The organism is Thetidibacter halocola (assembly GCF_018224955.1).
Lineage (GTDB): Bacteria > Pseudomonadota > Alphaproteobacteria > Rhodobacterales > Rhodobacteraceae > Thetidibacter > Thetidibacter halocola.
Genome location: NZ_JAGTUU010000002.1, coordinates 298,503 through 315,608, shown reverse-complemented (window position 1 = coordinate 315,608; position 17,106 = coordinate 298,503). Strand labels below are relative to the sequence as shown.

General features: G+C 66.0%; 13 protein-coding genes. 7 read left to right on the top strand and 6 right to left on the bottom strand.

All coding sequences use genetic code 11. The features are described from left to right. Positions 1 to 160: 160 nt before the first annotated feature. Genes KB874_RS05715 through bchF form a run of 4 tightly spaced genes read right to left on the bottom strand, consistent with a single transcriptional unit; the run spans position 161 to position 7,113 of the window. Positions 161 to 3,727 (bottom strand): magnesium chelatase subunit H, encoded by a 3,567-nt coding sequence (locus KB874_RS05715; RefSeq protein ID WP_212535593.1) that lies wholly within the window; start codon positions 3,725 to 3,727, stop codon positions 161 to 163. Then, on the bottom strand, positions 3,717 to 5,318 hold the full coding sequence (gene bchB, locus KB874_RS05710; protein WP_212535592.1) for a ferredoxin:protochlorophyllide reductase (ATP-dependent) subunit B: 1,602 nt from the start codon (positions 5,316 to 5,318) through the stop codon (positions 3,717 to 3,719). The genes KB874_RS05715 and bchB overlap by 11 nt, the downstream gene beginning before the upstream one ends. After that, a complete protein-coding gene (locus KB874_RS05705) occupies positions 5,315 to 6,601 on the bottom strand; it encodes a ferredoxin:protochlorophyllide reductase (ATP-dependent) subunit N (RefSeq protein WP_212535591.1) in 1,287 nt (428 codons plus the stop codon). Before KB874_RS05705 ends, bchB begins: the two co-directional genes overlap by 4 nt. Next, positions 6,598 to 7,113 (bottom strand): 2-vinyl bacteriochlorophyllide hydratase, encoded by a 516-nt coding sequence (gene bchF / locus KB874_RS05700; protein ID WP_428849230.1) that lies wholly within the window; start codon positions 7,111 to 7,113, stop codon positions 6,598 to 6,600. Before bchF ends, KB874_RS05705 begins: the two co-directional genes overlap by 4 nt. A gap of 303 nt (positions 7,114 to 7,416) precedes the next feature. Between bchF and KB874_RS05695 the strand changes: the two genes are divergently transcribed. From KB874_RS05695 to KB874_RS05665, 7 genes are all read left to right on the top strand, one after another. Continuing rightward, a complete protein-coding gene (locus KB874_RS05695) occupies positions 7,417 to 8,208 on the top strand; it encodes a cobalamin B12-binding domain-containing protein (protein ID WP_212535590.1) in 792 nt (263 codons plus the stop codon). Between the two features lie 35 nt (positions 8,209 to 8,243). Continuing rightward, positions 8,244 to 9,632, top strand: coding sequence for a transcriptional regulator PpsR (gene ppsR, locus KB874_RS05690; protein WP_249200286.1), 1,389 nt, complete (start codon positions 8,244 to 8,246; stop codon positions 9,630 to 9,632). A 98-nt stretch (positions 9,633 to 9,730) separates the two neighbouring features. Continuing rightward, positions 9,731 to 10,630, top strand: coding sequence for a chlorophyll synthase ChlG (chlG, locus tag KB874_RS05685; RefSeq protein WP_212535588.1), 900 nt, complete (start codon positions 9,731 to 9,733; stop codon positions 10,628 to 10,630). After that, entirely contained in the window at positions 10,627 to 11,883 is a 1,257-nt protein-coding gene (locus KB874_RS05680; RefSeq protein ID WP_212535587.1) for an MFS transporter, read from the top strand. The genes chlG and KB874_RS05680 overlap by 4 nt, the downstream gene beginning before the upstream one ends. A 4-nt stretch (positions 11,884 to 11,887) precedes the next feature. Continuing rightward, the gene (locus KB874_RS05675; protein ID WP_212535586.1) at positions 11,888 to 13,066 is read left to right on the top strand and encodes a geranylgeranyl diphosphate reductase; all 1,179 of its coding nucleotides are present in this window, start codon (positions 11,888 to 11,890) and stop codon (positions 13,064 to 13,066) included. Then, positions 13,063 to 13,599, top strand: coding sequence for an isopentenyl-diphosphate Delta-isomerase (gene idi, locus KB874_RS05670; RefSeq protein ID WP_212535585.1), 537 nt, complete (start codon positions 13,063 to 13,065; stop codon positions 13,597 to 13,599). Before KB874_RS05675 ends, idi begins: the two co-directional genes overlap by 4 nt. A gap of 165 nt (positions 13,600 to 13,764) precedes the next feature. Further along, positions 13,765 to 14,727 carry a DUF3179 domain-containing protein gene (locus KB874_RS05665; protein ID WP_212535584.1) on the top strand — a complete coding sequence of 321 codons (963 nt, stop codon included), beginning with the start codon at positions 13,765 to 13,767 and terminating at the stop codon, positions 14,725 to 14,727. 3 nt (positions 14,728 to 14,730) lie between these two features. On the opposite strand, the gene KB874_RS05660 is transcribed toward KB874_RS05665, so the two are convergent. Continuing rightward, the gene (locus tag KB874_RS05660; protein WP_212535583.1) at positions 14,731 to 15,603 is read right to left on the bottom strand and encodes a GNAT family N-acetyltransferase; all 873 of its coding nucleotides are present in this window, start codon (positions 15,601 to 15,603) and stop codon (positions 14,731 to 14,733) included. A gap of 177 nt (positions 15,604 to 15,780) precedes the next feature. Then, the gene (gene tyrS, locus KB874_RS05655) at positions 15,781 to 17,034 is read right to left on the bottom strand and encodes a tyrosine--tRNA ligase (RefSeq protein ID WP_212535582.1); all 1,254 of its coding nucleotides are present in this window, start codon (positions 17,032 to 17,034) and stop codon (positions 15,781 to 15,783) included. Positions 17,035 to 17,106: the final 72 nt, after the last annotated feature.

Here is a 17,106-nt window from a genome sequence, read left to right as displayed (position 1 = left end):
GTCGAGAGGGCTCATGCCATCCTCCAATCGGCAGGGGCACAGGTCCCCTGCTTCTTCTGGCCAAAAATATCCCGGGGTCGTCCGTCGTGGCGCCATCGGTTCAAGCCCGATGGACGACGGCAGAGCCCCGGTCCGAACGATCCGTATGCGTGACGGCCAGTCATTCCGCCGCCACCCCTTCCAGCCGATCCTCGAGCGCATCCGCCGCGTCCTGGAGCGCGGCCAGCGTTTCTGCATCGGGTTGCCAGTAATTCCGGTCGTGCGCCTCCAGCAGGCGGTTCGCCATCCGGCTCGACGCGGTCGGGTTCAGCTCTGCCAGGCGCGCCCGCATCTCGGGGTCCAGCACGAATGTCTCGGACAGGCGCTGATAGACCCAGGGCTCGACCTTGCCGGTCGTCGCCGACCAGCCAAGCGTGTTCGTGACCTGCGCCTCGATCTGGCGCACGCCCTCGGCGCCATGCTTGAGCATACCCTCGAACCACTTGGGGTTCAGGCTGCGCGAGCGAGTTTCCAGCGCCACCTGGTCAGCCAGGGTGCGCACCTTGCCGGCTCCGCGCGTGGTGTCGGAGATGTAGATCGCCGCCTCGTCGCCGCCGCGCGCCCGCTTCACCGCGCGGGCAATGCCGCCCAGCGTGTCGAAGTAATGGTCCACCGTGGTCACGCCCAACTCGACCGACTCGAGGTTCTGATAGGCGACCTCGACCGTCTTCAACTGCGATTGCAGCAGCTTGGCATTGGCGCTGGCCTTGCCGTTCACGCCATAGGCAAACGATTTTCGCGCCTCGTAGGCATCGGCCAGTTCATCCTCATCGCCAAAGGCGCTCGAATCCACCAGCGCATTGACGTTCGAGCCATAGGCGCCCTCGGCGTTGGAAAATACCCGCAACGCCGCCGTCTCGATGTCGCAGCCATGTTCGTCCATGTAGGCCAGCGCATGCGCCCGGACAAAGTTCATCTCGACCGGCTCGTCCGCCGTCGCCGCCCGCAGCGCCGCCTCGGCCAGCATCCGGGTCTGCAAGGGCAGCAGGTCGCGGAAGATGCCCGACAGGGTCATCACCACGTCGATCCGCGGCCGGCCCAGCTGGTCCAGCGGCACCAGGTCGGCGCCCGAGATGCGGCCAAAGGAGTCGAACCGCGGCTTGGCTCCGATCAGCGCGAGAGCCTGCGCCAGCGGCGCGCCGTCACTCTTGATATTGTCCGAGCCCCACAGCACCAGCGCCACGGTGCGCGGCAGCGTGTCATGGGTTTCCAGCAGCAGTTGCGCCTGTTTCGCGCCATCGCGGCAGGCGAATTCGGTGGGCATGCGGAACGGGTCGAAGGCGTGGATGTTGCGCCCCGTGGGCAGCACGGCGGTGGACCGGATCAGGTCGCCGCCCGGCACCGGCTCGATATAGCGGGCGGACAGCGCGCGCATCAGCGCCGGGATCTCGGCCTGCTGGCGCAGCAGGGCATCGACCCGTGCCTTTGTCTCGGCATCGGCGCCTTCGATCAGCGACAGGTAATCTGCCCTCGCGGCATCGGAGAACCCCTTGCCCAGCACATGCAGCCCGTCGGGGATCAGCGCATTCTCGGTTTCCAGCAGCTTCAGCCACAGCGCGTCCGGATCGGTGCCGCCCATGTCGACGGCCTCGGCCTGCTCGGCGATCAACGCGCGCAACTCGTCACGCTGGGGATCGTCCGCGTTGCCCTCGCGCCAGCGCGTCAGGCTGTCCTTGAGTTCCTGCAACCCCTTGTAGAGCCCCGATTGCGCCAGCGGCGGCGTCAGGTGCGTGATCGTCACCGCGCCCGAGCGGCGCTTGGCCAGCGACGCCTCGGACGGGTTGTTCGACGCGTAAAGATAGATGTTCGGCATCTCGCCGATCAGGCGATCCGGCCAGTCGCGCGCGCCCATGCCGGCCTGCTTGCCCGGCATGAATTCCAGCGCGCCGTGCATGCCGAAATGCAGCACCGCGTCGGCCTTGAGGCTGTTCCGGAGCCACAGGTAGAACTGGGCGAAGGCATGGGTCGGGGCAAAGCCACGCTCGAACAGCAGGCGCATCGGGTCGCCTTCATAGCCGAAGGTCGGCTGCACGCCCACGAACACCTTGCCGAAACGCGCACCCAGGACGAACACGCCGCGCCCGTCCGACTGCACCTTGCCCGGCGCCGGGCCCCAGACCGCCTCGATCGCCTTCAGCGGCGGGGTGTTGGCCACGATCTCGTCCGCGCTGACATGGGCGGCGACATTGGCCTCCTGCCCATATTGCCGGGCGTTGCCCTCCAGCACCGCGTGGCGCAACGCCTCGACCGTGTCCGGCGGCGTCAGGTCATAGCCCTCGGCCTTCATGGCGTGCAGCGTGTTGAACAGGCTCTCGAACACGCTCAGGTAGGCCGCCGTCCCGACCGCGCCGGCATTCGGCGGAAAGCCGAACAGCACGATGGCCACGGTCTTGTCCTCGTTGGCCTTGCGCCGCAGCGAGGCCATGCGCAGCGCCTTTTCCGCCAAGCTGTCGATGCGTTCGACGCAGGGTGCCATGGCCCGGTCGGTACCGCCCGCCTTGCAGCGATGCATGCAGCCCCCGCAGCCCTCCTCGCCGTGCCGGCCGGCAAAGACCGTCGGGCAGATCGCGCCGTCGAGTTCCGGCAGCGCGACCAGCATCGTCGTCTCGATCGGACCCAGGCCCTGATCCGACCCGCTCCATTGCGCCAGCGTCTGGAACTCCAGCGGATGCGCGGCCAGGTAGGGCACGTCCAGCGCCTTCAGCACCGAAATCGCCGCCGCGTTATCGTTGTAGGCCGGGCCGCCCACCAGGCTGAACCCGGTCAGAGAGACCAGAGCATCGACATGCACCGTCTGTTCGTTGCGGAAAAAGCGTTCGATGGCCGGGCGCCCGTCCAGGCCGCCGGCGAAGGCGGGCAGAACCCGCATCCCCCTGGCCTCGAAGGCACGGATCACCGCGTCGTAATGCGCGGTGTCCCCCGCCAGCACGTAGGACCGCATCATCAGCAGGCCCACGGTGGCCACAGGCTTTGCGGGCCCGGGAATGTCGCGGACGGACTCGGTGATGCGCTGCGGCAGGTCGGGGTGATAGAGCGCGACATCGGGGTATTCGACGGGCGCGCGGCCCTCGGCCCCCAGCCATTCCTCGCGGCTCCGCGCATACTTGCCCAGCAGGTAGCGCACCATCTGCTCGATGTTCTCGTCCGAGCCGCCCAGCCAGTATTGCATGACCAGGAACCACGACCGCAGATCCTGCGCCTTGCCCGGGATCAGCTTGAGCAGCTTGGGCAGGCGGCGCAGTTGCGCCATGCGCTTCTCGCCCTTGTCCTTGCAGGAAGCTGCCTTGGGGCGCAGCTTTTTCAGGATCTGCATCAGGCCCGAGGCCGGCTTGGACATGTCCAGCTTGCCCAGCTTGGTCAGCTTGATGATCTCGGCGTCGGCGATGACCCCGATCATGCCATCGACCTTGTCGCGCGCAGCGCGCAGGTCGTCGATGATGGGGGTGATGTGTTCCTCGAGGAAGAGCAGGTTCGCCACGATCATGTCGGCGCGGGCGATGGCGGCCTTGGCCTCGGCCAGCGCGGACGGAGTCTCGGCCCAGGTTGCGGCGGCATGGACTGTGACCGACAGACCCGGGAAATCCTGCGCAAGACGCAGGCTCGCGCGCGCCACCGGACCGGCGGCATGGGCGTCCAGCGTGATGATGGCGATGTTGTACGCCCGGGTCTCTTCGAAACTATCGCGCATAATGGGCCTTCGCTTCGTAAAGCGTGTCCACGCTGATCCGGTTCACGCCCCGCTCCGAGGCGTAATTCTCGGTGTTCCGGCGCGCCTTGCCGCGCACGAAGAACGGGATCTTCTTCAGCTCCTTCTCGGCACAGGGCAGCCAGACCACCTCGATCGAGGAGGTCCCCTGCTTCTCTGGTTCCGAAATACCGCGGGGGGGCGCCGAAGGCGCGGGGGCAGAGCCCCCATCCGGCGCAACCGTATCGGCATCGATGGCGGCGGGTTCGATGTCGCGCAGCTTGGCCTTGTGGCCATGATGGCTGGCCCCGGCCTCGTCGTGGAATTCGAAATCCTCGCGGAACATGGTCAGCAGGTGCTCTTCCAGTCCCATGACCAGCGGATGCACCCAGGTGTCGAAGATCACGTTTGCGCCTTCGATCCCCATCTGCGGCGCATAGCGCGCTGGGAAGTCCTGCACATGGACCGGTGCGCTGATGACGGCGCAGGGAATGCCCAGGCGCTTGCCGATATGGCGCTCCATCTGGGTGCCCAGGATCAGTTCGGGGGCCAGTTCCTCGATCCGGCGCTCGACCTCGAGATAATCGTCGGTGATCAGCGGCTCAACGCCGAAATCCTTGGCCAGCGCGCGGATCGTGCGGGCCTGCTCGCGGTTGTAGCAGCCCATGCCCACCACCTCGAAGCCCATCTCGTCGCGGGCGATGCGGGCGCAGGCGGCGACATGCGTGCCGTCGCCGAACAGGAAGACGCGCTTGCCGGTCAGGTAGGTGCTGTCGACGCTTTCCGAATACCACGGCAGGCGCAGGCGGCTTTCGTCGAGGATCACGTTGCGGCCGGTGATCGCGGCGACCTCGGCCACGAAATCGCGGGTTGCGCCGACGCCGATCGGCACCACCTTCGTAAAGGGCTGGCCCAGTTCGCGTTCCATCCAGCGGGCGGCGGTCTCGGCGGTCTCGGGATACATCAGGACGTTGAAATGCGCCGCGCCCATCGCCTTGATGCAGGCCGGGCGAGCGCCGTAGGGCGCGACCACGTTCACGCCGATGCCCATGTCGGCCAGCAGCCGCGTCACCTCGGTGATGTCGTCGCGGTGGCGGAATCCCAGCGCGGTCGGCCCGATCAGGTTGGCCGTCACGTTGGGCGTCCTTTCCATCGGCCGGGCCAGCGCCTTGACGATCTGGAAGAAGGTCTCGTCGGCGCCGAAATTCTCTTTCCGCTGGTAGCTGGGCAACTCCAGCGCGATGACTGGCACGGGCAGGCCAAGCGTCTCGGCAAGGCCGCCGGGATCGTCCTGGATCAGCTCGGCTGTGCAGGAGGCGCCGACGATCATCGCCTCGGGCTGGTAGCGGTCATGCGCCTCGATGCAGGCGGTCTTGAACAGGCCCGCCGTGTCGGAACCCAGGTCACGCGCCTGGAAGGTGGTGTAGGTGACCGGCGGGCGATGGTTGCGCCGCTCGATCATGGTGAAGAGCAGGTCGGCATAGGTGTCGCCCTGAGGAGCGTGCAACACGTAGTGCAGGCCCTTCATGGCCGTGGCGACGCGCATGGCCCCCACATGCGGCGGCCCCTCGTATGTCCAGACCGTCAGCTTCATTCCGCGGCCTCCAGCTTGAGCAGACCGCGGCGGCGCAACGGGCGCGAGAAAAGACCCGCCAAGTCGCCGGCCTGTTCGTAGAAATGCACCGGGGTGAAGACCAGCTCGATCGCCCACTTGGTCGTCATGCCCTCGGCTTCCAGCGGATTGGCAAGGCCAAGGCCGCAAACCACAAGGTCAGGCCGGGCGGCGCGCGCGCGGTCCAGCTGGCGATCCACATCCTGGCCCTCGGCTATGACCGGCCCCTCGGCCAGCAGATCGAGTTCCGGACCCATGACGGCCCGGTGGATGAAGGGCGCGCCGACCTCGATCGCGTGCATCCCGCATTCGCGGGTCAGGAAACGCGCCAGCGGCAGTTCCAGCTGGCTGTCGGGGAAGAAAAAGACCGACTTGCCGCGGAGGTTCTCGGATGCCTGGGCAATGGCCTTGCGGGCGCGGGCGCGGGGCTTTTCGGTGACCCTGGCAAAGGTTTCCGCATCCACACCGAATTCCTGCGCGACGGCCCAGAGCCACGCGGTCGTGCCCTCTTCGCCAAAGGGGAAGGGGGCGGGCAGGTGGCGCGCGCCACGGCGCGACAGCGCCTCGTGCGTATCGGTCAGGAAGGGCTGGGTCAGGGCGTACACGGTGTTGGGGCCGACGCCGTATTCCGCGTTGCGCACCGGCGCGGGCAACACGCGGATCGGGCCGACACCCATCGCCTCGAGCAGGCCGACGGCCTGTTCCTCGACCACGTCGGGCAGCGCGCCGACCAGCAGCAGCTGACGTTCATCGCTGGCGGGCAGGACCGGGACCATCGCGGCAAGGCAGGCATCCTCGCCCTGCGTAAAGGTGGTCTCGATCCCGCTGCCGGAATAGGACAGCACGCGGACGCGCGGCGCGAATTCGGCGCTCATGCGTTCGGCGGCATTGGCGAGGTCCAGCTTGATGACCTCGGACGGGCAGGAGCCCACAAGGAACAGCTGGCGGATGTCGGGGCGGCGCTCGAGCAGCTCGTGCACCACGCGATCCAGTTCCTTTTGCGCGTCGGCCATACCGGCCAGGTCGGTTTCCTCGAGGATGGCGGTGGCGAAACGCGGCTCGGCAAAGATCATCACGCCCGCGGCCGATTGCAGCAGGTGCGCGCAGGTCCGCGAGCCGATGACCAGGAAAAAGGCGTCCTGCATCTTGCGGTGCAGCCAGATGATCCCGGTCAGACCGCAGAATACCTCGTGCTGGCCGCGTTCCTTGAGGACCGGAGTCGTCGAGCAGCCGCGCGCAGGCGGGGGCGCAAAGCGTTCGGTCATGCCAGCGCCTCCTTGCCGATGGCGGCGTTGGCCGCCTCTTGTTGCAGGCGGGCCATGCGCAGCTTCCACAGGAACTGTCCGGCGTTGACGACGTAGGTGGCATAGGCCGCCAGTGCGAGCCACATCTCCTGCTGCGGCGTCAGCGCGCCGGTGATCAGCGCCCAGACATAGGCGGTGTGCAGGGCGATCACGACAAAGCTGAACACGTCCTCCCAGAAGAAGGCAGGCGCGAACAGGTATTGCCCGAACACGACCTTTTCCCAGATCGCGCCGGTGATCATGATGACGTAGAGAAAGCCGGTCTTGACCAGGATCGATGCGGTGGCCGCGCCGTATCCGATGTCCCAGGCGAGATAACGCAGCACCAGGACAACCGAGACGAGGAAAGCCGCGAACTGCAACGGCGCCAGAATCCCCTGGATCAGGGTCCAGACGGTGCTGTCCCGACGCACACGCTGTTCGGGCGTGTAAAGGAAAATCGGCCGGGATTCCGGTGTCTTGGGGCGTTGCATCGTCGATTCCATCATCGGCATGGAGAAATCGTAGCGCTTCTGCAAAATAAGTGTCAATCAAAACTTACACTACGGGTCGCCGCGAGGTCTGACAGTATCAACCGCACGAACCGACGCCGCCTGCCGGAAAAAATCTTTATAAGAAAGGGGTGTTTAGGCTGGGTCAGGCAAAACGTGATGCCGCCGGCCCGCCCAATGTGTCAATTTTCTTTGACATTTGCAAACCGCTCTCTGACAATGACTCGACTCTTGCACTGGACACAGCACGCAAGCCATGCGAGCGGCGATCATCGAGGGGGCGCCATGACGACCGACAACAGCAACGACGACCGGGTTTCGGCGGATGACGGGCGGACGGACATGTCCGCACTTGCGACCGCCGTCCTCTCGGCGCTCGGCGACAAGAGCGAAGATGCCAACTCGACCATCCGCACCTCGGTGGTGCGCAAGCTGGTCGGATCGGCTTTGCGCGACGGCACCTTCAACGCGGAAATGCTGCTGAACGACCTCAAGGACCGGCGCGTATCGCCCGAGCAGATCGTCGACATCTACATTCCCGAAGCCGCGCGCGAACTGGGCCTGATGTGGGTCGACGACGCGATCGGCTTTGCCAAGGTGACGATCGCGACGGCGCGGCTGCAAGGGTTGCTGACGCTTCTGGCCCCGCCCTGGTCGGCCCGCGCGATCGAGCCAGCCGAGGGGATGAACACGCTTCTGATCCTCCAATCGAGCGACAGTCACACGTTGGGTCCGCATGTGGCCACGGCGCAACTGCGCCGGCTTGGCGCCTCGGTCCGGCTTCTATTCGGCCCCGATCCGGATACGATCGCGCGTGTGCTGAAAGAAGAAACGTATCATTTGATCATGTTTTCCTGCTCGCGGACGGATGCGCTTGCAACCATCGCCAAGTTGGTTAAACGGGTCCGAGGCGAGATGAATGGGACACCTCCCATCGCTCTGGGCGGCATCGTGCTGAACCTGACGGACCGGATCAAGGAAAAGACCGGTGTGGATCTGGTAACAAGCGACGTGCGAGTAGCGTTCCGCCTGTGTGACAACAAAAGGCTGAAACCGAGGTCCGTGGCGCGAGTATGAACAGCGGAGGTTCAAGTTTTTGGGAGAGCGGGTCGATGCCGGTCATCGAGCCGTCTTTCCTGTCGAGCCTCATCTCGGCAGCCTCCGACATCGCCCTTGTGGTCGCAAAGGACGGAACGATCCTGTCGGTCCTGGTCAACGACACCGAAACCAGTTTCGGCAATCTCAGCCATTGGGAAGGCCGCAAGATCGCGGAATTCCTCACCGTCGAGAGCCGACCGAAGTTTCAGGCCGTGCTCGACCAGTTCAAGGACGGCAGCGTTTCCGCGAAATCCGTCGAGCTGAACCACACGGACAACGCTGTCTGGGAATTCCCGGTCCGCTACAGCTTTCACGCCTTCGGTGACAACGAGGCGCTCATCATGCTGGGGCGCGACCTGCGCCCGGTGGCCGAGACCCAGCAGCAACTGGTTCAGGCGCAGATGTCGCTGGAGCAGGGTTACGAGGCGCGGCGCGAATTCGACGCGCGTTATCGCCTGCTGCTGCGCTCGGTGCGCGACGCGATAGCCTTTGTCTCGGTCAACGAGGGCAAGATCAAGGATCTGAACGAACCGGCCGCGTCCCTTCTGGGATCGACGCGCGAGGATCTGGTGGGCAGCGCCTTTTCGCAGGAATTCCGCGACCGCCGCCGCGAGGAATTCATCGAAAGCCTGGTGAACACCGCGATTTCCGAGAATGCCGGCGGGTTCGAGGTGACGGCCCGACGCAACAAGAACCGCATCGTCATCACGCCGAACGTCTTTCGTGCCGCGGGCGAACGCGTGCTGATCTGCCGGATGGATGGCGAGAGCACCGCCGCTACGCATTCGGACGAGTTGACGATCAATCTGGACGTACTGTTCCGCAAGGGCGCCGACGCGATGGTCTTTACCTCGATTACTGGCGCCATTCTGACCTGCAACGACTCTTTCCTCGACTTGGTAGATGCGGCGCATCTTGTCGACGTCAAGGGTCGCAGCCTTGCTGATTTTCTTGGGCGCGGTCAGATCGACATGTCGGTGCTGATCGAGAATGCCCGCCGCGCCGGGCAGATGCGCCTGTATTCGACGAAACTGCTGAACGAGTTCGGGTCCAAGACCGCGGTCGAGATGTCGGTCACCTACCTGAACAACCGCGCCGACCCCGAGCTGGGTTTTGTCATCCGTGACGCCAGCCGGGTCGATGCCATCCGCAAATCGCCGATGCAGACGGCCGAAGAATCGAACCGGAACGTGATGGAACTGGTCGGCTCCGCCACGCTCAAGGAAATCGTCTCCGAGACCACTGACGTGGTCGAGAAGATGTGCATCGAGACCGCCGTCAACCTGACCCGCAACAACCGCGTCGCCGCGGCCGAAATGCTGGGCCTGTCTCGCCAGTCGCTTTACGTCAAGCTGCGGAAATACGGCCTTCTGAGCCGCGACAGCGACGAAGACGAAGAATAGAACCACTGATCCGCACCATGTCCGAGACTGTCAACAAAAGTTGACATGATGCGCTTGTTCCTCTTGCGCCGACTCACCCTTTGTTGTCTAGTTTACACATGACTGTCAGCATTAGTTTACACCAGCGAACCACCCCGGAACCGGCCGCGATGCTGCGGCTGATAAAGCCGGTCACTTGGTTTCCGCCCATGTGGGCCTATCTGTGCGGGATGGTGTCGTCGGGCACGTCCTTTGCCGAACACTGGGGGCTTGCAGTGCTGGGCGTGATCCTGGCCGGCCCCATCGTCTGCGGGATGAGCCAGGCAGCCAATGACTGGTGCGACCGCCACGTGGACGCAATCAATGAACCCGACAGGCCGATCCCCTCGGGTCGCATTCCGGGCCGCTGGGGTCTGTGGATCGCGCTGGCCATGTCGGTCCTGTCGCTGATCGTCGGCTCTTTCCTGGGTCTCTGGGGTTTCGTCGCAACCTGCGTCGGCGTGCTGGCCGCCTGGGCCTATTCCGCCGAACCCGTACGGCTGAAGCGGTCGGGCTGGTGGGGTCCGGGCCTGGTGGGTCTCAGCTATGAATCCCTGCCCTGGTTCACTGGCGCCGCGGTGCTGGCGCAAAGCCTGCCGCGCCCCGAGATCATCGGCGTCGCGCTGCTGTATGGCATCGGCGCGCACGGGATCATGACACTGAACGATTTCAAGGCGCTGGAAGGCGACCGGCAGATGGGTGTGAACTCTCTTCCCGTCACGCTGGGGCCGGAACTCGCGGCAAGGATCGCCTGCGTGGTGATGCTGGTGCCGCAGGCGCTGGTCGTCATGGCCCTGGCCAGCTGGGACCGCCCGATGCACGCCGCCGCCGTTCTGGCACTGGGGATCGGGCAGGTCTGGGCCATGTCCGTCCTGCTGCGCGACCCGAAAGGCAAGGCGCCGTGGTACAATGCGACAGGTGTCCTGATGTATATCTCCGGCATGATGATCGCCGCCTTCGCGCTGCGGGGGCTGGCATGACGCTGGGCTGGGGTGGGCTGGCGCGGCTCTGCCTCGCGAATGCCGCCATCGGCGGGCTGTCGGCTCTGCCGGTAAACCTGTTCAACCGCCTGATGACGGTGGAACTGGCCCTGCCCGCCCTGCTGCCCGGCCTGCTGGTCGCCCTGCATTACGGCGTGCAGTTGTCCCGCCCCGTCTGGGGCCACCGGTCGGACGCCAAGGGGGGCCGCACGCCCTTCATCCTGATGGGCATCGGCCTGGTTGCACTGGGCGTGCTGACCGTCGCCTGGGGCATCCGCCTGGCCGAGACATCGACCGTTCTGGCCATCGCCACCTGGATCGGTGCCTATGTTGCCATCGGCCTTGGCATCGGCGCCGCGGGAACATCGTTCCTCGCCCTGCTCGCCACAGCCGCCAGTGACGCCCGCAAGGGGGCGGCTGCCACGCTGGCCTGGCTGATGCTGATCGCCGGGGCCATCGCGGGCTCTATCGGGACCGGCATCGCGCTGGAGCCTTACTCGCCGGACCGACTAATCGCCGTCGTCGCCGTGGTCTGCGCCATCGCCTTCCTGCTGACGGTGGTGGCCGTGATCGGCATCGAACGGCGGCTGGAGCCGGTGCCCGAACCAGCCAGCCCGACCTTGCGCGCCGGCTTGCGCGAGGCCTGGGACGATCCCGCCGCCCGCGCCTTCACCGGCTTCGTCTTCCTCTCGATCCTTGCCTTCTACCTCTCCGAACTGGTGTTGGAGCCCTTCGCCGGCCATGTCCACGGCTTGACCCCGGACGAGTCGACAAAGCTCTCGGGCGGCAAGGACGGCGCGGCCCTGCTGGGCATGATCGGCGCGGGCGTGCTGTCCACCCTTCGCATCGGCACACTACGCGGCTGGGCCGTGATCGGTTGCATGATTTCCGCCGCAGGGCTGATCGGGCTTGGCACCGGAGCGGCCCTTGTGCCCTCGACCGTCACGCTTGGCCTTGGCAACGGTCTGTTCGTCGTGGGTGCGATCGGGTCCATGATGCGGCTCGCCGCGGAACGCTCCGGCGCCACCGGCACCCGCATGGGCGTCTTCGGCGCGGCGCAGGCGGTGGCTGCGGGCCTCGCGGGCCTCGTCGCCACCGGCACGCTCGACATCGCCCGCACGGTGCTGCCCGACCAGGCGGCCTATGGCACCGTCTTCGGCATAGAGGCCGCCCTTTTCCTTGCCGCCGCAGTGGTGGCCGCGCGCCTGTTGCGCCCCGCCCCGCTGACCCCTGCCCTGCAACCCGGAGAATAGAGCCATGTTCGAAGTCGTCGTCGTGGGCGGAGGGCCCGCAGGCGCCACCGCAGCCGAAGATCTGGCCCGCTCGGGCCACCGTGTCGCCCTGCTGGACCGCGAAGGCCGGATCAAGCCCTGCGGCGGCGCCATCCCGCCACGCCTGATCCAGGACTTCCACATCCCCGACGAACAACTGATCGCCAAGGTCAACACGGCGCGGATGATCTCGCCCACCGGCCGCCATGTCGATATCCATATCGAGAACGGCTTTGTCGGCATGGTCGACCGCAAGGATTTCGACCCGTTCCTGCGCGACCGGGCCGAGGCCGCCGGCGCCATTCGTTTCACCGGCACCTTCCTGCGGATCGATCGTGACGGCAAACAGCGCTGGGTCGTCTACCGCGACAAGGACAGCGGCGAGGAAATGCGTCTCGAAACCCGCTTGATCATCGGCGCGGACGGCGCGAAATCCCGCGTCGCGGCACAGGAGATCCCGGGCGGCGACAAGACCCCTCTGGTCTTCGCCTACCACGAGATCATCGCCGCCCCCGAGGCGAACGACCGCTACGACCCGACCCGCTGCGACGTGATCTATGACGGTGCGATCAGCCCGGATTTCTACGGCTGGGTCTTTCCCCACGGCAAGACGGCGAGTGTCGGCATGGGCACCTTCCACGGCGACGTGAACCTCAAGGACGCGACCGCTGCCCTGCGCGAGGCCTCGGGCCTGTCGCACTGCGAGACGCTCCGCAAGGAAGGTGCGCCGATCCCGCTGAAACCGCTGCGTTTCTGGGACAATGCGCGCGACGTGGTGCTGTCGGGTGACGCGGCGGGCGTGGTCGCACCCTCGTCGGGCGAGGGGATCTACTACGCCATGATGGGCGGCCGCTGCGCCGCCACCGCTGCGGCGGCAACGCTGGCCACGGGCCGCATCACCAACCTCGCGCTCGCCCGCAAGCTGTTCATGCGCGAGCACAAGACAGTGTTCAACGTGCTGCAGAGCATGCAGGACGCCTACTACCGCTCCGACTCGCGCCGTGAACGCTTTGTCAGCCTGTGTCACGATATCGACGTGCAAAGACTGACCTTCGAGGCCTATATGAACAAGAAACTGGTCAAGGCGCGGCCACTGGCCCACATCAAGATCGGGTTCAAGAACATCCGCCACCTGGCCGGCCTGGTCGCAGAGACACACGTATGACGATCCATATCCCCGCCTGGGTGGACGGCACCCTGACCCCGGTCGAAAAGCTGGAGGCCCATAAACGGGGCCTGCGGCACAAGGCCGTGTCGGTTTTCGTCACCTGCGGCGACCGGATCCTGATCCAGCGGCGGGCGCTCGGCAAATACCATACGCCGGGCCTCTGGGCGAACACCTGCTGCACACATCCTGAATGGGACGAGGACAGCCTGACCTGCGCCATCCGCCGCCTGTCCGAGGAACTGGGGATCGAGGGACTGACCCCCGTCTACCGCGACCGTGTCGAATACCGCGCCGATGTCGGCGGCGGGCTGATCGAACACGAGGTGGTCGACATCTTCACCGCCGAGGCCCCGGAAAACCTGGCGCTTGCCCCTGACCCGGACGAGGTGATGCAGACAGACTGGCTGACCCTGCGCGCGCTTTATGACCGCATCGCCGAGAACCCCTCGGATTTCACACCCTGGCTGCGGATCTATCTCGACACCTACGCCACCCGCATCTTCGACCGGGCGATGCTGGAACGCGTCTGACCGCCCAAGGCTTCTGTAGACTCCAAATACCTCGTGGGACGCGCCGGCAGCCCGCGGGGGCAGAGCCCCCTTCCCCTTTCCGCCCGCGTGACGGCATCAACACCCCGTGTGGCCCCTGTGCAGCGCCCCTGCCCTGCGGCAGCATGATGTCACGGAGGAATTGCCATGCGTCTTACCACCCTTCTGCTGGCCGCCCTGTGTGCCACCGCCCCTGCTGCGGACCCGGCCTTCTGGAAACAAGAATGGCCGGAAACCGATTTCTCGAAAACCAGCGTCCAGTCGTGGGTCGAGATAATGTCGGGCGGTCCACCCAAGGACGGCATCCCCGCCCTGTCTGACGCCGCTTTCATCGAAGCCACCGTCGAGACCCGCATCGAAGGTCCTGAGCCTGTCATCACCGTGGCGCTGCCCGGCACTCGCCCCCGCGCCTATCCGGTGCGCTACCTGACCTGGCACGAAATCGTCAACGACACGGTCGGCGGGGTGCCGGTCGCCGTCACCTTCTGCCCGCTGTGCAACTCGGCCCTGGTCTTCGACCGCCGTGCCCGTGGGCGAGTGCTGGAATTCGGCGTCTCGGGCAAGCTGCGCCATTCCGACATGGTCATGTATGACCGACAGACCCACAGCTGGTGGCAACAGGCGCTGGGAGAGGCTATCGTCGGCGAGCTGACCGGCACGCGCCTGTCCCAACTGCCCAGCTGGATGGAAAGCTGGGACCAGTTCCGCGCCCGCCATCCTGACGGGCTGGTGATGGACGAGCCGGGCTGGAACCGGGCCTATGGCCGCAATCCCTATCGCAATTACGACAGCGCCAGCCGCCCCTTCCTCTATTCCGGGGAACCGCCACCGCACGGCATCCCCGCCCTGATGCGCGTCGTCCGGGTCGGCGACCGCGCCTGGCCGATGGACAGGCTTGCCCGCGAGAGCCGCATTGCCGAGGCCGGGCTGGTGATCGACTGGCAACCGGGCCAGGCCTCGGCGTTGGATACCGAACGCATCGGCGCCGGGCGGGACGTGGGCTCTGTCCGGGTGCGGAATGCTGCGGGCGCGGACATGGCGCATGACGTGCTCTTTGCCTTCGCCTTTCACGCCTTCTGGCCGGATGGACAATGGATGCTGGGTCGCTGACGCTCAGGCTGCCAGGCAGGACGGCAGGCGTCCTGCCAGCGGCGCCAGCGCCCGGTGATACAGCCACGTCCCGGACAACCGGTGGATGCGGGCGCCCGTGCCCAGCTTGAAATGCGCAAGACCCGGCGCATCGTCGCTGTTCACCGGCCCAAGGTCGAGCACGCCGTGCCCCGCTTCGGCCGCGTGGCATATCGCCTGCCACAGCGCGAGGTTCATCGCGCCCAGACGCTTGCCTGCTTCGGTGACATGGCCGGTCTGCCAGGTCGCCATCCCGCCATGCCGCAGCACCAGTACCGCCGCCACAGGCGCGCCGCGATGCGTGACTTCGTGAACCACCGCCTTGCCCGGATTGGCCTGCGCAAAGGCCAAAGACAGCACGGCAGGCAAGGCGCGATAGCCGCGCGTGCGCGCCTGCGCCGCCTCTGCCGACAGGAGCCAGTCGTCTGGCATCAGCCCGCGACGCACCACGCGAAGGCCCTGCGCCTCGGCCCGGTTGAGCCGGTTGCGCCATTTCTGGCGCAGCGCCGCCCGCATCACCCCTGCGTCGCCCAGCGGCAACAGCGCCAGGCTGACGGGCGTCACCAGCGGCCAGAACCCCGCCGCCCGCAGTATCTGCGGATCTGCTCCATCGGCATTCAGAATCAGCGGCCCGGCGCGCCGCGCCTGATCCAGCCAATTCGCCAAAGGCACATCCCGCAGCAAGGGCCCGCGCGAAATCAGGTCGACCTGGCCCAGAGGCCTCAGACGCCGCGACAGAACCTGCCAGCGGATCGCGTCACCGCCAGTGCCGAGGGTCTCGATCCGCACAGGGCGGCCCATCAGCCGCATCGCCGCGGCGAATTCCGGGGATTGGGGCAAGGGAACGGCATCGCGCATGCCCGCCATTAACCATGCGGAAAGTTGCGGGATGGTAAACGACAGGCATGACGCAAGGCCACGCCCCCAGACCCCGCCCGACCCGTGCCGCCGCCCTGCTGGTGGCGCTGATCTTGTCGGCGCCTTTCGCGCTGCTTGCCCTGCTCGACCTGTTGCTCTGACCCTGCGTCGCGCGACCTATTCCGCCAGTTTCACCAGCGCGTGCCGCTTCTTGCCCGCGGACAGCTTGATCGGGCTGGCCAGCGCGGCCGCGTCGAGCATCATCCCGGCATCGGTCAGCGGCGCGTCGTCGATCCGCGCACCGTTCTCGGCGATCAGGCGCTTGGCCTCCTTGCCGGACTTGGCCAGGCCCGACCGGACGATCACCTGCACGATGGACATGCCCTCGGCCAGTTCCGCCGCGGTCAGTTCCAGCGTCGGCAGGTCATCGCCCACGCCGCCCTTCTCGAAGACCTCGCGGGCCGTGGCCTCGGCCGCTGTAGCCGCCTCGACTCCGTGGCACAGCGTCGTCACCGCGTTGGCCAGCACGATCTTGGCCTCGTTGATCTCGGACCCCGCCAGCGCGCCCAGCCGGTCGCATTCGTCCAGTGGCATCTCGGTGTACAGCTTCAGGAAGCGGCCCACATCGGCATCGGTCGTGTTGCGCCAGAACTGCCAGAACTCGTAAGGGCTGCGCATCTCGGCATTCAGCCACACCGCGCCATCGGCGCTCTTGCCCATCTTCTTGCCGTCGCTCGTCGTCAGCAGCGGCGAGGTCAGCCCAAAGATCTCGGCATCCAGCACCCGCCGCGTAAGGTCGATACCGTTGACGATGTTGCCCCACTGGTCCGAGCCGCCCATCTGCAACAGGCAGCCATAGCGGCGGTTCAGCTCGAGAAAGTCATAGGCCTGGAGGATCATGTAGTTGAATTCGAGGAAGGACAGCGACTGCTCGCGGTCGAGGCGCGATTTCACCGACTCGAAGGACAGCATCCGGTTCACGCTGAAATGCCGGCCGATATCGCGCAGGAAATCGAGATAGTTCAGCCCGTCCAGCCATTCCGCATTGTTCAGCATGAGCGCGTCGGTCGGCCCGTCGCCATAGCTGACGTATTTCGCAAAGACCTGCTTGATCCCGTCGATGTTGTCGTCGATCTGCGCCGGCGTCAGCAGCGGGCGTTCATCCGCCCGGAACGACGGATCGCCCACCTTGGTCGTGCCGCCGCCCATCAGCGTGATCGGCTTGTGTCCGGTCTTCTGCAACCAGCGCAGCATCATGATCTGGATCAGGGATCCAACATGCAGCGACTTCGCCGTGGCGTCGAAGCCGATATAGCCCGGCACCACACCCTTGCTCAGCGCCTCGTCGAGACCCTGGTAATCAGTGCAGTCGGCAAGAAAGCCGCGCTCCATCATGACGCGCATGAAGTCCGATTTGGGATGGTAGGTCATGGGCTCACCTCGGTATAAACGCGGCGCAAGCTATAGGCGGGGACGGACCAAAGGTGAAGGGCAAGATCATTG

Bases quoted from the DNA above. Each gene is read 5' to 3' on its own strand.
- KB874_RS05665 (WP_212535584.1), top strand. From the start codon at position 13,765: ATGCGTCTTACCACCCTTCTGCTGGCCGCCCTGTGTGCCACCGCCCCT.
- KB874_RS05715 (WP_212535593.1), bottom strand. From the start codon at position 3,727: ATGCGCGATAGTTTCGAAGAGACCCGGGCGTACAACATCGCCATCATC.
- KB874_RS05695 (WP_212535590.1), top strand. From the start codon at position 7,417: ATGACGACCGACAACAGCAACGACGACCGGGTTTCGGCGGATGACGGG.
- chlG (WP_212535588.1), top strand. From the start codon at position 9,731: ATGACTGTCAGCATTAGTTTACACCAGCGAACCACCCCGGAACCGGCC.
- bchB (WP_212535592.1), bottom strand. From the start codon at position 5,318: ATGAAGCTGACGGTCTGGACATACGAGGGGCCGCCGCATGTGGGGGCC.
- idi (WP_212535585.1), top strand. From the start codon at position 13,063: ATGACGATCCATATCCCCGCCTGGGTGGACGGCACCCTGACCCCGGTC.
- tyrS (WP_212535582.1), bottom strand. From the start codon at position 17,034: ATGACCTACCATCCCAAATCGGACTTCATGCGCGTCATGATGGAGCGC.
- bchF (WP_428849230.1), bottom strand. From the start codon at position 7,113: ATGCAACGCCCCAAGACACCGGAATCCCGGCCGATTTTCCTTTACACG.
- KB874_RS05705 (WP_212535591.1), bottom strand. From the start codon at position 6,601: ATGACCGAACGCTTTGCGCCCCCGCCTGCGCGCGGCTGCTCGACGACT.
- KB874_RS05660 (WP_212535583.1), bottom strand. From the start codon at position 15,603: ATGCGCGATGCCGTTCCCTTGCCCCAATCCCCGGAATTCGCCGCGGCG.
- ppsR (WP_249200286.1), top strand. From the start codon at position 8,244: ATGCCGGTCATCGAGCCGTCTTTCCTGTCGAGCCTCATCTCGGCAGCC.
- KB874_RS05680 (WP_212535587.1), top strand. From the start codon at position 10,627: ATGACGCTGGGCTGGGGTGGGCTGGCGCGGCTCTGCCTCGCGAATGCC.
- KB874_RS05675 (WP_212535586.1), top strand. From the start codon at position 11,888: ATGTTCGAAGTCGTCGTCGTGGGCGGAGGGCCCGCAGGCGCCACCGCA.